The sequence below is a fragment of the Streptomyces sp. NBC_00090 genome, from assembly GCF_045160815.1.
GTDB lineage: Bacteria > Actinomycetota > Actinomycetes > Streptomycetales > Streptomycetaceae > Streptomyces.
On record NZ_CP108224.1, the window covers coordinates 9,199,965 to 9,213,963 of the forward strand.

Here is a 13,999-nt window from a genome sequence, read left to right on the forward strand (position 1 = left end):
TGATCCGCTCGGATTTACGTGCGGCGACGTGCAGCGGGGTCGCGTTCGGCGACGTGTCGGGCGACCGAGTCGACGCCGGGGCGGGCGTACCGCTCCAGGGAGCGGACGGATGCGTGGCGGGAGCGGGCCAGCAACATCGGGGTGGAGGTGCCGTCCTCGGCGTCGTGTGTCAGGGCACTGTGGCGGAGCCGGTGGAGCGTCCAGCCGTCCAGGTCCTCGATGTCCTCGGGTGAGGCGAGCGGGTTGGCCAGCAGCCGGGTGTTCTCCTCGAAGATCTCCTCGGCCCGCCGGTAGGAGAGTCGGGCCCGGCCGGTCTCTGGGCACACGTCCAGCGTCGGCGTTCCGGTCGGGGCCTTGCGGTCGGTGAGGAACAGCGGGCCGCGGGTGCGGCGGGCGATGAGGCGGGGCAGGAGCTGGGCGGTGCCGGACTGCCAGTGGATCCACTCGGTCGCCCCGCCCTTGGCGGTGATCCTGCCGCGCTTGTCCTGCGGGTAGAGGTCTTCCACGTTGAGGCACAGCACCTCGTCGGCCCGTGCGGCGGACTCGTAGAGCATCTTCCACTGCGTCTTCTCCCGCAGCGCGATGTCGAGGCGCCACAGGGCGGCGATCTGGTTCTCCGCGAGAGCCTTGGTGCGGTCCGGCGGTGCCGGCCGCCGCTCGATGCCGATCGTGGGATCGCCTTCGATCCAGCCCTGGCGCTGCCACCAGCCGATCGCCTTGCGGGCGATGGACAGCTCTCGGTTGACGGTGTCGGCGTCCATCTCGTCAGCCCGCGCGGCCGCCAGCTCGGCCAGGACCTCCGGCAGTGCCGGGTCGTCGATCGCGGCGACGGGGAAGACGGGTGGCTTCGCGCCTCGCCGGGCGGGTCCGGTCGGCGCGGGTTCGCCGGTGAGCATCCATCCCCATGTCGTGAGGGAGATCCGGTAGATCCGCGCGGAGGACTTCGCGATGCCCACGCCGGTGAGGTAGCGCTCGACCGCCGCGGTGTACGACGCCGGAGCGGCGGACAGGGGTACGACCCGGGCGCGCGGCACACGCAACGCGCCCCCGGCTCCCAGCTCGGTCACTGGTTCGATCGTCACGTCCGTCCCGCCCTTCCGGCACTGCCGCAGTAAATGCATACACCTCGCCCCGGCGGCCGGAATGGCCAGCCGCAGGTCGCGGTGATCACGGTAGGGGCTCCGCCGCAGTAAATCCGGCATTTACTGCGGTAGTTCTTCCGGCCCCCGCTGAGCGGCTGCGGTCAGCTGGTCGGCGAGGTTCTTGAGCGCCTGTCGTAGTTCGTCGGGGTGATGGATGGTGAAGGGCCATTCCAGGGAGGCGAGCAGGTGTGCCATACCGTCCAGCCGTTCTGCCCGTGCGTGCATGAGGACGCTGGTGGGCTGGGCGGTGAGGGTCACCGCTGAGCGAGGCAGCCGGCGGGCGATCGCATCGAGGGGGCCGTGGATCGTCACCTCGACCTGCCAGCGGTAGGGCCCCTGGGCCAGGCTCGAGGTCAGGTGGGCGACGGCGTTGAAGCCGCCGGGGGTAGTGAAGTGGCGGGTTCGGGGCGTGACGGAGGTGATGCGATCGATACGGAAGGTACGCAGGCTGTCGCGGAGGTGGTCATGGCCGACGACGTACCAGCGGCCGGTGTGGAAGACCACACCGTAGGGGTCGATGTCGCGTTCGGTGTGCTCCTGGCGCCAGGACTGGTGGTGGATGCCGACGGTTGTGCGGGCGCGGGAGGCCTGGGCCAGTGCCAGCAGGACGCCGGTTCCGGGTGCCTGCCCGACGACGGCGTTGGCGGTGAACGAGAGGGTATCGCGCATGGCGGAGAGCGGTTCGCGCAGGACGTGCGGGAGCACCCGCTCGATCTTGGCCAGGGCACCGGCAGTGGCCGGTGCGGCGGTGCCCATGCCCAGACGTTCCGCGGCGAGCAGGCCAAGGACGACGGCGAGAGCCTCATCGTTGGTGAGAACCAGGGGCGGCATCCGGTAACCGCGGGCCAGTCGATAGCCGCCGTAGCGGCCCCGCTCGGCCTCCACAGGGATGCCCAGTTCACGCAGGTGGGCGGTGTACCGGCGCACCGTGCGGACGTCAGTGTCCAGACGGTCGGCCAGCTCCGCCCCGGTGAGCCGGGCGTTCGACTGGAGGAGCTCCAGCAGGGTCAGCACACGTGTCAGGGGATGCGACATGGATCACTCGACATTTCAGGGCGGAATCTGTCCTGTATTGACTCTACGCTCCCCGCAGCACTCACTTCAGGGAGATCACATGGCCACCTTCGTACTCGTTCCCGGCGCCTGGCTCGGGGCATGGGCCTGGGAAGACACCGCCGACGCTCTGCGGGAGCGCGGCCACACAGCGCTGCCGCTGACGCTGACAGGCCTGGCCGAGCACGCCGACCAGGGCGGACCCCAAACGGATCTGGACACGCACATCGCGGACATCACCGCATTCGTCGAGCAGAACGATCTGCAAGATGTCACGCTGGTCGCCCACAGCTACGCGGCTGCCCCGGTGACCGGGGCAGCCGGACGTCTCGGCGACCGGCTGGAGCGCGTGGTCTACGTGGACAGCGCCCCGTTCGCCTCAGGCATGTGCATGCTCGACCTCATGCCACCGCAGGCAGCGGACCAGCTGCGTCACCAGGTCTCCGCTTCCGGTGACGGGTGGCGGCTGCCGATGCCGCCCTTCGAGGTCCTGGGCCTGTCCAGCAGCCTCGACGGGCTCGATGAAGGCCAGCGGGACGTTCTGCGCGCGGGTGCCACCCCTCAGCCGTTCGGCACCTACACCCAGCGCCTCGCTGGCCCGGCCGAGCTCAGCACCGGTGTGGACCGTGTCCTGATCGCCTGCCATGACTTCACTGGCCTGCTGGACGCCGGGGTGCCGATGCTGGCCTTCCTGAACCAGCCGCCATGGCGGCGCTTCCACCTGCCCACAGGGCACTGGCCGATGCTGTCCGCGCCCGCCGAACTCGCCGGCACCCTCGACGCGGCTGTCTCCGACCGCGCTGGATGAGAGGCACTGCCCGATGCTTGACCACGAAAGCGTCCGCAGGCTGCGGGCCCACGCTCAGGCCCTGGCCGACGGAGCACGGGAGACCTCTGCCGAGGCGGTCGTCCGACGGGTCTTCGCCATCCAGGCCCAGGACACCACGGCAGCCGACCTGGGCATCCGGGTACGCGGGGTGGACATCACCGCCCGAGCCATCCGCACGGCATACGAGAAAGAGCGGAGCATCGTCCGCAGCTGGTACATGCGCGGCACCCTGCACACCATCCCCAGCGACGACGCCCGCTGGATCCTGCAACTGTTCGCACCTCGGATCCTTGCCACTGTTCCCTGAGGCCGTGATGCCGATCTCGAATTCTCCCCAGTGCTGCTCTTCGTCCCCCAGTTGGTCCTCGAAGTGAACCAACTGGGGGGAAGGGGAGAAGAGCTCACGGTTGCCCGGTCGGTGGGCGCTCGACTATTGGCAGTTCCAGACCAGCTCACGAGGGGATCAGGGCTGCCACCCCGTCGAGGATCCGCTCCAGGCCGAAGTCCAGGGGACTCCCCTCCCGGGGCGTGAAGGCGCCCGCCGCAATCGCCTCCGTCAGGGCGGGGAAGCGCTCCTCGTGCCGCTGCAGGACCTCGGCCGTCAGGTGCGCCCACTCTTCGTTCGCCGCGTCGTCGTGGTCGACGTACTGCTGGGCGACATGGCGAATATGGCCTACGAGCAGCAGGAACGTGTCATGCCGCTGGGTGGCCGGCAGCCCCGTCCCGGCCAGCGCGGCCAAGGCCGAGTCGAGCCAGCCGAGTTGATGTGGGCCCATGATCTGGCGGCGCGTGCCGGTCGCCGTCAGGATCCAGGGGTGGCGGCGGTACATCGCCAGACACTGCCGGGCCCACTCGGTCAGCTGCGGGCGCCAGCCGCCGGGGATGTCGGCGACCGGGGCCGGGGGGCCGATCGCGAGGTCGACCATCAGGTCGAGGAGTTCCGTCTTGCCGGGAACGTATCGGTAGAGCGCCATCGCGGTGACGCCGAATTCCTTGGCCACCCGCGCCAGCGAGACCGCGTCCAAGCCCTCCCTGTCGGCGATCCCGATAGCCGCCTCCGCGATCCGGACCGCGCTGAGCGAGGGCTTCGGGCCCCTGCTCGGCAGCTCCTGCTCGCCCCACAGCAGCACGAAGCTCGCCTTCGCACCGGTCTGCTTCCCGGTCTGCTTCCCGGCCACCCGCACCTCACCTGTCGATCCCCTTTGACACCCCACTCTAACTGTTTATAACGTATAGCCAACCGCTTACAGCATATACAGTTTGCTCGAACGGGACACCCAGGGAGTCGTCATGATCGCCACCATCGCCGCCACCTCCGCAGCCGTCCTGCTCGCCGCACCCGCGGCCGGTGTCCTTGGCCACCGCGCCCTCAAGCGATCCCGCAACGCCTCCCTGATGAAGATCGACACCCCGAACGGCATCGACGAGCAGGGCTTCGTCCGCATCGGCGGCATCGAGCAGTGGATCTCCGTACGCGGCGAAGATCTGGCCAACCCGGTCGTCCTGGAACTTCACGGCGGCCCCGGAGCCTCGACCGCGATCTTCGGACCCCGCACCAGGTCCTGGGAGAAGCACTTCACGATCGTCCGCTGGGACATGCGTGGCGCCCTCAAGACCCTCGGCCGCAGCGGTCCGGAAGGTCAGGGCGACATAGCCTTCGACCGGATCTACGCCGACGCGATCGAAGTCACCAACCACATACGCACCCGCCTGGCCGTCGACAAGATCGTCCTGCTCGGCCACTCCTACGGAAGTGCCTTCGGCCTGCGGCTCGCCCGAGCGTTCCCCGAGCGCTACTCCGCATACGTCGGCACCGACCAGAACATCCACGACGCCGGCCGCGACGACTCCGTACACCAGGACCTGCTCACCCGCCTGCGCGCGGCCGGAAAGCACAAGGAACTGGCGGCAGTCGAGGCGCTCCACCCTGATGAGCAGCGGTGGACGGCCCGCGAACGCGCGATGCACGCCAAGCTGCTGGCCACCAGCGACCCGCTGACTCTGGACACGATGAAGAAGGTCGTCATGGGGTCCCTGTGGTTCTCGCCGCTGCACTCGCTGCGCGAACTGGGGCGCTTCATGAAGGGCATGACCCTCTCGGAGCAGATCACTCACGCCACCGCCGGGTCCGACGACTGGGCGGACGGGACGACGTTCGAACTCCCCTTCTTCATCGTTCAGGGCGAGAAGGACGTACTCACATCGCCCGAGCTCGCCCGCCGCTTCTTCGACGACGTCCAGGCACCCGTCAAGGGCTTCGCGCTGATCGAGGACTGCAGCCACTTCGCGGCCTTCCGGCGGCCGGAGCGATTCCTGGAACTGCTGCTGACCCACGTACGCCCGCTGGTCGTCAGCGCGTCGCCTGCTGCAGCAGGCGTCTGACCGGGATCCGGCCAGACGCCCAGCTGTCCGGCCCCCTCGAGCCACCCCGCCCGTGAGACTGGTGGGCTCGCATGTTGCGGTGTCGCGTATTCGCGAGCCGCTCGACGTGCCGGACACGGTGAGTGAGGTTCTTCAGCGTTGTAGCTCCAGGGTGAGGACCGCCTTGGCGATTGACGTCATGCGGTTGGGGCTGCAGCGGGATCTGCGGAAGATCCGCCAGGACTTCACGCGGGCGACGCCGCGTTCGACGGGTGCTCGTGCCGCGGCCAGGGCACGTTTCGGGTCCTGTCGGTGGGAGTGAGTTCCTGGAGGGGCCTGCGTTTGATGCCGGTGGTCAGCCACAGGCCGACGCCCAGGTAGGCGAGATCGGCCACGATCGGAACGCCCTGGCGCTCGCAGATTCGGATGATCCGGTGGGTGCGTGCGGCGGTCAGGTCGTGTGTGCGGCCCGGCAGGGCGGGCGAGAGCCACAGCAGCCGGCCTCCGGGGTCGGTGACGACCTGCACGTTCACGCCGTGGCGCCGGTGTTTGTGGGAGTAGTCGGCCCGGCCGTCGCCGACCCGGTCGCACTCGGCGAGGGTGCCGTCGAGCAGGACGAAGTCGGGATCATGGTCGCGCAGCGTCTTGAGCAGACCCGGTGCTCGTTCGGCGAGCAGGTCGACGACCGTGCTGGTGTAGGCGTGGGCGGTGGACTCGCTGATCCCGAATCCGGCGGCGATCTTCGCAAGAGTGGTGTGTTCGCGCAGGTACACCAGTGCCACCATCGCGCGCTGGGACGGACGGAGCTTGCAGCGCCGGTCGCCCTCACGGGTGACGATCAGCATGGTGACCCACTCCACGAGTGCATGCGGCAGGTCAAGTGCGACAGGATGGATGACCAACGAGGCCCCCGAGCAACGTGATTGAGACTTCAGACATCTCGATCAACAGCCCGGGGGCCTCGCTCGTTGCGCTTCACGCACCATCACCCGATCGGTGGCCACCTCGAAGAAGCTCAGTGAGCCTCTTTCATCCTGTGCTGGTGGGTGAAATGGGCTGGTCAGCGGGTGTGGTAACGAGGCAGGGCCCCTCGTCGTTGGCGTGGTGATTCCACTCATCACACCGGCGACCGAAGGGGCCCTGTTGGTTCCGTATCCTGCCACGCTCGATGTCTCGCATGAGCTCGTCGAACATGTCGCCTGGCTGCTGTACGAGCGCCGCCAAGCACGCAACACCCGCTGGCGCAAGCTCGGCTGCTTCCAGCAGGCGCTGCTGACCCTCGTCCATCTGCGCAAGAACGAGACGTTCTCGCAGCTCGGAGCCGGATTCGGGATATCCCAGGCCACCGCCTGGCGCTACGTTGACGAGGCATTAGACGTTCTGGCCGGCTGGGCACCGGGCCTCCAGGAAGCCCTCACCGGGCTCGGTGAAGGCGACCATGTCATCGTTGACGGCACCCTGATCCCTACCGACCGGATCCACGCGGACGAGCCGTACTACTCGATGAAGCACCGCAGGCACGGGATGAACGTGCAGGTCATCGCCCGGTCCGACGGCACACCGCTGTGGTTCTCCCGCGCGACGCCAGGCCGGACCCACGACCTGACCGCGGCCCGCGCCCACGGCATCCTGCAGGCCTGCCTCACCCGGCAGATCCTCGTACTCGCGGACCGTGCCTACCAGGGCGCCGGCGCCACTTTTCGCACCCCCTACTACCACCACCGCGAACAGCCAGAGCAGTACCAGCAGTTCAACCGCGACCACGCCAGACTGAGAGCCCCCGGCGAACGCGCCTTTGCCCAGCTGAAGTCCTGGCGACTGCTTCGCCGAGCCAGATGCTCCACCCGCCGCATCGGCACCATCGTCCAGGCCGTCCACACACTGCTGACCTGCAGCTATTCAGGATGAAAGAGGCTCAGTGATCGCTTGGGGATCGTGGCGGCCGCGGGCCCTGCTCGATCGCGAGGACTCACAGGTCGGTGCGGCCGTTCGCTTTCGCCAGAAGCCGGAAATCGGTGCCAGCCTGACACTGTCCCCGTGCTCAGCGTGCCGTCCGGGTCGGCAGCTTCGTGGTGGAAGCCCGAGCAGCAGGAAGCCGCCCGGGAAAGCACGCGGGAAGCCTTCCTGGGCAGCTCTGCCCAGCCTACGGGCCCGTCGCGAGCCGAGCCCCGGATTTCGATCAGGCGCTTGCGATCATCTTGTCCACCATCTGGGTGAAGCTATCTCGCCCGGGATTTCCTACTGCTTAAAAGGCGGGCGCGGGCCACTGCACATCGTCACACAGTGCCAGGTCTGGCTCTCCCACTTCCACGCGCAGCAGTATTCGGAGTTGGAAGCCCGCTGAGATTCGCGGTCCACGAACTTGCTGATGATCTCACCGTTCTGGACCCGATTGACCTTCACCTGCTTTTCAAGGTCGACCTCAAGTGCCAACTCAGCCGCCGCGAATTGAACGTAGTATTGCTCCGCAGCGCCAGGGTACTTGTCGAACACCTCTTGAAGGTCCCTGAAGAACTCGACGTCCTTCTCGGGGCCTACGGTGACGTCCGCCATGATCGGCTCCCACTCACTAAGACCGCTCACCGGGAGAATCCGATGAAGCGCCTACCAGTCGGTGGCGCTTTATCATTACCCACCAGTCACGTTGATGCCACTCGGGTACGGCAGGGGGCGCGGAAGATCCTCGAATTTGCGGCTAGTGACAGCGTCGCGCCACCGGCCGCCGGACGTGTGTCAGCCGCCTCTGACAGCGGCGGTGTGCTCGTAGGGGAGCGCGGTTGCCCATGCGGGAAGGATGCGGAGATCCCGCCTGGTCCGGCAGCGGTGAGTCACGCTGTGGGGTGACGGCCCTGGCCGGAGCGGGGGCCCTGGCGGCGAAGGTGTGCTGGCTGCTCAGCGAACCGGAACCGGGTCCGGGCGCCAGGCCGGCGCGGGAGGTGGTTTGTGCGGGGCTCCACGCCGTCCTCCCTTCCGCCGGGCCGGGGGCGTCGGTCTTCTGCGGTAGTGCAGCCCGACGAAGAAGAGTTGGTGGTGCCGGACGGCGGTGAGCCGCTCCCGCACGTATGCCCCTTCCGTTGGCCGGCCGTCGGCTGTCTTCGCACCGAGGCGGGCCTGGCACCAGCACAAGCGGCAGTAGTCCCACTTCAGTGGCTGGACGCGACGGCAGCCGGCGCATTCCCCCGCGTCGTGCCCACGGCCGAACATGTAGCAGGCGGGGCAGAGCCGTCCACGGAGGTCGCCCCAGGCCAGGCAGCCAGGGCAGGAACTGGTGGGCTTGACGTAGCCCTTCGGGAAGCGTGCCACCGGATCACTCCGGCGGCAGCGACCGGCCGTCCCGGCGCTTGGGGATCACCTTCGGCGCGGCGGTCCCCGAGCCGACAGCGGTCCGGACCGTCTCCTCCTGGCCGGGGCGGTGCACCTTCTCCAGCTCGGGGACCAGGAGGTCGCCGATCTCGCAGCCGAGGACGACGCAGATGACGTCCAGGTCCTCCAGCTTGAGAGAGACCGGATGGCCGGACCACAGCCCGGACATCTTCCCGGCGGAGATGACCAGGCCGTGCTCGGCAAGGCTCCGCTGGAGCTCGGAGGCTTTCCAGATCCCCTTGTTCGCGGCGGTCAGCCGCAGGTTCCACTTCATCGCAGAAGTCCTTCCAGCCGCTTCGCGGCCCGCTGTTGCCCGGCCACCCAGGCGTCCTCGACCCGGGTCTGCTGGACGTGGACGTATCGCATGGTCGTGGCGATCCAGGAGTGTCCGAGGACTTCCTGGATTGCGATCAGGTCGAGTCCGCCGAGGTAGAGCTCGGACGCGCAGAAGTGCCGCAGGACGTGCGGGGTGAGCTTGTCGCCCCACTCCGGCAGATGCGCCATGGCCGCGGCCTTGAGCCCGCCGCGCAGGGCATCGTCGCCGACGCGGCCCGAGGAGCCGTCGGCGCATCTGCGTTCGGAGGGAAACAGCGGGGCGCCGGGGCGGGTGTGGTCGTCGTCGAACTGGCCCCAGACGTCCTCGATGAACCAGCGGAGCGTGCGGTCGGCGCCGTTGATCAGGGGGACCATCCGCTCGCGCGGGCCCGAGCCCCGGGCGCCCTTGCCGTGGCGGACGTGGAGCTTGCCGAAGCGGCCCAGGTCCCACTTGATGTCCGCCAGATCGAGCTTGCACGCCTCGCTGACCCGCAGCCCGACCTGGGACATCAGTTTGGAGGCGGTGTAGTTCCGGGCGGTCGGGGCGAACTTCCGGCAGGTCGCCAGCTCGCCGCCCCACCCGGCGAACAGCGTCTTGACCTCCGGCCCGGACGGCGGAATCCGCAGCGCCGCGTCCTTCGACCCGCGCGGCCGGTTCATCTCGTCGATCGGGCACTCGATCACCCGACCGGTCATCCGGTGGATCTCGACCTTGTGCCGCAGCTCCAGGAACAGGAAGTACGTGGTCAGCGCCTGAGAGCGCCCCAGCCGGGTGCCGCTCGGCGAAGCCCGCAGCACCTTCCCGAAGTACGCGTCGGCGTCCGGCGGCTCCATCTCCCACAGCGGGCGGCCGAACCAGGACCGCATCTGCTCCAGGTGCCCGACGTCCCCGCGGATCGTGCCGTCCGCCAGCCCCGCCGAGGCCCGCGCCAGCACGAACCCCGCCAGCACGTCGGTCTCGAACTGCTCCAGCTCCTCCGCCGTGGCCGGCGGCCGGACATCGCGCAGGTCCCGTACGACAGCCAGCGCCAACCCGAGCCCCCTCACCTTCACCCCGATCGTGAACCGATCGGACACGGTGAGAACGCATCAGGAATCCCGAAGTTACGTCAGCCCGCGAACAACTGCCGGAGAGAAGACGAACCCTCTGGCCACGAGGTCGAGGACTCAGCGCGGCTCAGAGCAACCCACGGGATGTCGCACAGATGTGCCGGAGCTGACCCCTGCGCCAGGTCAAGGGGCTCCGAACTGGTCGTCAACCAAGGCGGCCGCGCTGAGCATCCGCGTTGCGAAGGACACCCTCTTGCAGCTCCTACGCGCCGTTCCCGAGCCGCCTCCGGCCCTGGCCAGAGTGCTTGGAGTAGACGATTTCGCACTCCGCAAAGGAGATTCTTACGCCACCATCCTGGTCGACCTGAAGGCCCGGCGGCCGCTCGACGTGCTGCCCGGGAGGGACGCCGCGCCGTTGGCCACCTGGCTGCGCGGACATCCTGAGGTGGAGATCATTTACCGGGACCGGGCCGGCGCCTACGCGGAGGGCGCCCGGGCCGGAGCTCCGCAGGCCATGCAGGTCGCGGACGGGTGGCATCTGTGGAGCAACCTCGCCGAGGCCGTGGAGAAGACGGTTGGCGCCCATCACGGCTGTATCCGGACGGCGTTCGCGATACGCCCGGTCGCGAAGGAGCTCGTCGCAGGTGGCCTGGTCACGAAGGAGCCGCACGCGGTCGCGACCGACCCGTTCGTTCCTCCGCGGAACCCACGACGTCGGGGGGCGCCCACGGCGCCTGGTGGCTCGCACCACCGAGCGTTACGAGGCAGTGCAGCAACGGCTGGCCGAGGGGAAAACGCTGGCCGCGATCCGCCGTGAGCTGCGGTTCGACCACTCCACCGTGCAGCGCTTCGCCCGCGCCCGCAGCCTCGACGAACTCCTGGTCAAGGCCACCAACCCGGGCGATCATCCTGGACGAGTACAAGTCCTACGTGCACCAGCGGTGGAACGCCGGATGCCACGACATTCCCCGGCTCCACCGCGAACTGCGCGAGCAGGGCTTCACCGGCGACGTCCAGTGCGTCCGTCGCCACTTCCGCCCGTTCAAGAAGCCGCACAGCCCTCAGCCCAAGCACCCGCCAGTGCTCCCTCCCGAACCCCGGCCGGCACCGAAGCCCCACCGTGTCGTCCGCTGGATCATGACGAACCCTGGCGCGCCCGCTGATGCCCCAGGGCTGCAGCCGCAACGGCTCGCCTCGCCCGGCCTTGCGACTGCGCTGCCCGCTCCCGCCCCCTGCCACCGGATCTCTGACCCGGGTTACTAGGGCGTGTGTCGAAAGTCCCGCCTGCCCGGCGGTGTCCGGCACGCACGCTCGCCGCGTTGTCGGGATCGCCCCGATACATCCAGTATCGGGGCGACCCTCCGCCTTGCGATCGCACGCACCGGACACCGCCGGGCCTGCCCTTCGGGCAGACGGCGCTACTTTTCGACACACGCCCTAGGTCCAGGCGGTCGCGTCGTACACGGCGTCGCAGTAAGGATCGTCGGCGTCCGGGGCGCGCAAGTCGGCAAGGGATTCAGGGGCGTCGGGGTTGAGGAGGGCGATCAGTTTGGTGGAGGCCCACCAGCCCACGGGACGGGCCGCTCCCGACTCGGAGTCGGTGGTGGCGACGTCGATACCGATCGTGCCGCGGTCCGGCAGCGCGAGGTAGAGGCGGACCACTCCGTGATCGCGGGCGTCGAAGCCGGCAAGGCGGTAGAGGTCCGGAGCGGCGCCGGCTGGCGGCTCGTGCCAGTACGGGTCGCCGACGAGGTCAGCGACCACGTAGTCCAGGCCGTCGTCCTCGGTGACCTCGACCTCATCGGGCAGAACACCCGCCATGGCGAGGTCCTCGGCGGTCAGGACGTCCGCCTGGGTGTCGTCCGCCCAGCGGGCAGCGCGTCGCAGGGCCCCTACGTACCACCAGGAGCCGTGCGTCGCGGGTACTTCTCCCGCGCGGTGGGGCAGTTCGATCTGGACGGACCGGGTCGTGGCGTCTTCCAGCCGGACCCGGATGAGTCCGGGTTCCGGCAGGAACGTGCGCAGCCGCCATGCGGTGCCGGGGATGGGTGCGGCGATGAATCGGCGCAAGGCGAGCAGGATGTCCGTCGTGTCTCGGTCCAAGGCCTCGGGTCCCCTTCCAAGCGGGCGGCTTCGGTGCTGCACGGATCAGAGTTGGTTGACCCAGTCCGGGCAGAGTGTCTGTCTGCGGCAGTAGGCGGTGACGGTGCCGATCGGGCGGCCGTCCGGCGTGTTCTGGCCGTTGGGGCCCCGCTTCCCGCGCTCGGCGATGCTGGTGGTGGTCATGCGGACGGTCCCACCGCTGGTGATGACGGCGTCGTACTCTGCGCGGTTTCCCCGGACGCGGTCGGCTTTGCCGTCGTAGGGCGCGTTGATCACCTTCTGCGTGCACACGTTGTGTTTCGAGCATGCGTGCTTGAGGCCGAAGTCGTCGGTTCCCCTGCGCGTGGGGATGTCGTTGTGGTCCCAGTCCAAGGTCGACCAGTAGATGTGGTGCCACGGAATGCTTGGGTCTGCGGCGGATGGTGCGGCCGGGCCGCCGGTGTCAGGCGGAAGCGGCACACGTTCCGCAAGGGCCCGCTTGGTGCCGTATCTGGCCACGTAGGCGTCGTTGGACATGATCTCGACATCAGCTGGGGCCCCTGCTCGTCCCACGGAGCGGTCCTGAACCGCCTGCACACCGGTCCCTGAACCAAGGACGGCGGCCACAGCGGCCACGGGAAGGGCCATGAGCGACACTCTCATTAAGCGCATGGGGCAGCCCCTCATTGTTGATCTGTCGGACAGGCGCACGCGGCGGGGGCACGAACCCCGCAAGAGACAACCAGACGAATGCCCTCTCGCCGGGCAACTGTCACAGACTGGGACCTGGATGGGGTAGTGGAACGCGGCTACCGCAGCCTGATGGTGCTGCCTGTGGCCGATGAAGCGCGAGGCTCGGCGCCCCCCGACACCGCGAGCCGAGCGTCGGCCGGCAGTCGCTCGTCGTGGACCAGGACCTCGGCGCGCGTCAGTTCCCGGCGGAGCACCCGGCTCTGCCGCGCGCCCCACGGGCGTAACAGCTCGGCCCTCGCCGTCGTGGCCGCGGCCGCCAGTCGGCGCCAGACGCCCTCGCGGGTGAGCTCGTTGTTGTACAACGGCTCCATGCCCCGCCGAACCACGGCCACCCGGTCCGCCAGCTACCGCCTCGATCACCGCGAGCGTCCGCAGCATCCCGGCCGTGCACGTGTCCTGATCCTCCCACGACACGTACCGGCACTCGCCGGTGAGGAAGCGGTCCAGGACGCCGAGCTGGGCCAGCGCCTCGGCAGTCGCGACTGCCAGGACCTCGATCCGGTGGCCCGAGCTTCGGTAGGCGGCCGACAGGGCGCGGACCTCGTCCTCGGAGACGAGCGCGGACTCGACGACCGCGTCGAACCCGTGGCGCCGGACGTACTCCTCGACCTCGGCCTGCCAGCGGCTGGTGTCCGGGCGGACCTTCACTCCGGCGGTGCGGACGTCCGTCTCCAGGAGGGCGCGGGGTAGTGGTGGTGGACGGGCTTGTAGAGGTCGCGGCCGACACGTACGGCGCCGCCCCGGCGGTCGAGGGCCGCCTGGACCAGATCGCCGGCCTCGGTCTTCCCGGCTCCGGACGGACCGCTGACGACCACCACCGGTTTCTCTTGCCGTACGGCGCTCTGCGTCGCCGCCGGGAGGATCAGCCGGTGCAGCCCCGTCCTGGTGCTCCTCCTCGCTCAGCACCGCCGAGGTGGCGTGCGATTCCAAGGGGCCCTCCCCGGAGGGCTGTTCGCGGCTTCCGTGCTCTACTCAGGCCACGCTAACAGATCTTCGATCGGGTTAAATGTGCGAGTAAAAATTGAGGTTAAGTCTGCTACTGTTCAGGCTG

15 protein-coding genes and 2 pseudogenes are annotated in these 13,999 nt (G+C 68.9%); 5 read left to right on the forward strand and 12 right to left on the reverse strand.

Going from position 1 to position 13,999, the window contains the following annotated elements:
* Positions 1 to 14: 14 nt before the first annotated feature.
* Positions 15 to 1,082: a tyrosine-type recombinase/integrase gene (locus tag OG361_RS40855; protein ID WP_405861908.1), complete on the reverse strand. Its 1,068-nt coding sequence runs from the start codon at positions 1,080 to 1,082 to the stop codon at positions 15 to 17.
* A gap of 120 nt (positions 1,083 to 1,202) precedes the next feature.
* Positions 1,203 to 2,156: a helix-turn-helix transcriptional regulator gene (locus tag OG361_RS40860; protein ID WP_405861910.1), complete on the reverse strand. Its 954-nt coding sequence runs from the start codon at positions 2,154 to 2,156 to the stop codon at positions 1,203 to 1,205.
* A gap of 100 nt (positions 2,157 to 2,256) precedes the next feature.
* Between OG361_RS40860 and OG361_RS40865 the strand changes: the two genes are divergently transcribed.
* Both OG361_RS40865 and OG361_RS40870 read left to right on the forward strand, forming a co-directional pair.
* Positions 2,257 to 3,003: an alpha/beta fold hydrolase gene (locus OG361_RS40865; protein WP_405861912.1), complete on the forward strand. Its 747-nt coding sequence runs from the start codon at positions 2,257 to 2,259 to the stop codon at positions 3,001 to 3,003.
* A gap of 13 nt (positions 3,004 to 3,016) precedes the next feature.
* Positions 3,017 to 3,331: a DNA glycosylase AlkZ-like family protein gene (locus tag OG361_RS40870; protein ID WP_405861913.1), complete on the forward strand. Its 315-nt coding sequence runs from the start codon at positions 3,017 to 3,019 to the stop codon at positions 3,329 to 3,331.
* Between the two features lie 145 nt (positions 3,332 to 3,476).
* On the opposite strand, the gene OG361_RS40875 is transcribed toward OG361_RS40870, so the two are convergent.
* Positions 3,477 to 4,202, reverse strand: coding sequence for a TetR/AcrR family transcriptional regulator (locus OG361_RS40875; RefSeq protein ID WP_405861915.1), 726 nt, complete (start codon positions 4,200 to 4,202; stop codon positions 3,477 to 3,479).
* A gap of 112 nt (positions 4,203 to 4,314) precedes the next feature.
* Between OG361_RS40875 and OG361_RS40880 the strand changes: the two genes are divergently transcribed.
* Positions 4,315 to 5,406: an alpha/beta fold hydrolase gene (locus OG361_RS40880; RefSeq protein WP_405861917.1), complete on the forward strand. Its 1,092-nt coding sequence runs from the start codon at positions 4,315 to 4,317 to the stop codon at positions 5,404 to 5,406.
* Positions 5,407 to 5,538: 132 nt separating this feature from the next.
* On the opposite strand, the pseudogene OG361_RS40885 reads toward OG361_RS40880, so the two are convergent.
* Positions 5,539 to 6,287: pseudogene (locus tag OG361_RS40885) on the reverse strand (transposase family protein).
* 199 nt (positions 6,288 to 6,486) lie between these two features.
* Here OG361_RS40885 and OG361_RS40890 point away from each other — a divergent pair.
* The gene (locus tag OG361_RS40890) at positions 6,487 to 7,293 is read left to right on the forward strand and encodes an IS5 family transposase (RefSeq protein ID WP_405852188.1); all 807 of its coding nucleotides are present in this window, start codon (positions 6,487 to 6,489) and stop codon (positions 7,291 to 7,293) included.
* A 330-nt stretch (positions 7,294 to 7,623) separates the two neighbouring features.
* Here OG361_RS40890 and OG361_RS40895 read toward each other — a convergent pair whose 3' ends face one another.
* The 3 genes from OG361_RS40895 to OG361_RS40905 form a co-directional block, all read right to left on the reverse strand.
* On the reverse strand, positions 7,624 to 7,938 hold the full coding sequence (locus OG361_RS40895) for a hypothetical protein (RefSeq protein ID WP_157881380.1): 315 nt from the start codon (positions 7,936 to 7,938) through the stop codon (positions 7,624 to 7,626).
* A gap of 754 nt (positions 7,939 to 8,692) precedes the next feature.
* The gene (locus OG361_RS40900) at positions 8,693 to 9,022 is read right to left on the reverse strand and encodes a helix-turn-helix domain-containing protein (RefSeq protein WP_405861920.1); all 330 of its coding nucleotides are present in this window, start codon (positions 9,020 to 9,022) and stop codon (positions 8,693 to 8,695) included.
* Complete coding sequence (locus OG361_RS40905) at positions 9,019 to 10,140, reverse strand: tyrosine-type recombinase/integrase (protein WP_405861922.1); 1,122 nt, start codon at positions 10,138 to 10,140, stop codon at positions 9,019 to 9,021. Before OG361_RS40905 ends, OG361_RS40900 begins: the two co-directional genes overlap by 4 nt.
* Before the next feature lie 274 nt (positions 10,141 to 10,414).
* On the opposite strand from OG361_RS40905, the gene OG361_RS40910 reads away from it, so the two are divergent.
* A complete protein-coding gene (locus OG361_RS40910; RefSeq protein ID WP_405862704.1) occupies positions 10,415 to 10,930 on the forward strand; it encodes a transposase in 516 nt (171 codons plus the stop codon).
* A 620-nt stretch (positions 10,931 to 11,550) separates the two neighbouring features.
* Here OG361_RS40910 and OG361_RS40915 read toward each other — a convergent pair.
* The 5 genes and pseudogenes from OG361_RS40915 to OG361_RS40935 form a co-directional block, all read right to left on the reverse strand.
* A complete protein-coding gene (locus OG361_RS40915; RefSeq protein ID WP_405861923.1) occupies positions 11,551 to 12,216 on the reverse strand; it encodes a hypothetical protein in 666 nt (221 codons plus the stop codon).
* Between the two features lie 45 nt (positions 12,217 to 12,261).
* Positions 12,262 to 12,732 (reverse strand): hypothetical protein, encoded by a 471-nt coding sequence (locus OG361_RS40920; protein WP_405862762.1) that lies wholly within the window; start codon positions 12,730 to 12,732, stop codon positions 12,262 to 12,264.
* Positions 12,733 to 13,004: 272 nt separating this feature from the next.
* Positions 13,005 to 13,259 (reverse strand): hypothetical protein, encoded by a 255-nt coding sequence (locus tag OG361_RS40925; protein ID WP_405862763.1) that lies wholly within the window; start codon positions 13,257 to 13,259, stop codon positions 13,005 to 13,007.
* 97 nt (positions 13,260 to 13,356) lie between these two features.
* Positions 13,357 to 13,596: pseudogene (locus OG361_RS40930) on the reverse strand (zeta toxin family protein); the annotation flags it as partial.
* A complete protein-coding gene (locus tag OG361_RS40935; RefSeq protein ID WP_405861925.1) occupies positions 13,593 to 13,766 on the reverse strand; it encodes a zeta toxin family protein in 174 nt (57 codons plus the stop codon). The pseudogene OG361_RS40930 and the gene OG361_RS40935, both read right to left, overlap by 4 nt.
* Positions 13,767 to 13,999 lie beyond the last annotated feature (233 nt).

Coding starts and splice junctions, on each gene's coding strand:
- OG361_RS40865 (WP_405861912.1), top strand. CDS start 2,257: ATGGCCACCTTCGTACTCGTTCCCGGCGCCTGGCTCGGGGCATGGGCC.
- OG361_RS40870 (WP_405861913.1), top strand. CDS start 3,017: ATGCTTGACCACGAAAGCGTCCGCAGGCTGCGGGCCCACGCTCAGGCC.
- OG361_RS40880 (WP_405861917.1), top strand. CDS start 4,315: ATGATCGCCACCATCGCCGCCACCTCCGCAGCCGTCCTGCTCGCCGCA.
- OG361_RS40895 (WP_157881380.1), bottom strand. CDS start 7,938: ATGGCGGACGTCACCGTAGGCCCCGAGAAGGACGTCGAGTTCTTCAGG.
- OG361_RS40900 (WP_405861920.1), bottom strand. CDS start 9,022: ATGAAGTGGAACCTGCGGCTGACCGCCGCGAACAAGGGGATCTGGAAA.
- OG361_RS40920 (WP_405862762.1), bottom strand. CDS start 12,732: ATGTCCAACGACGCCTACGTGGCCAGATACGGCACCAAGCGGGCCCTT.
- OG361_RS40925 (WP_405862763.1), bottom strand. CDS start 13,259: ATGGAGCCGTTGTACAACAACGAGCTCACCCGCGAGGGCGTCTGGCGC.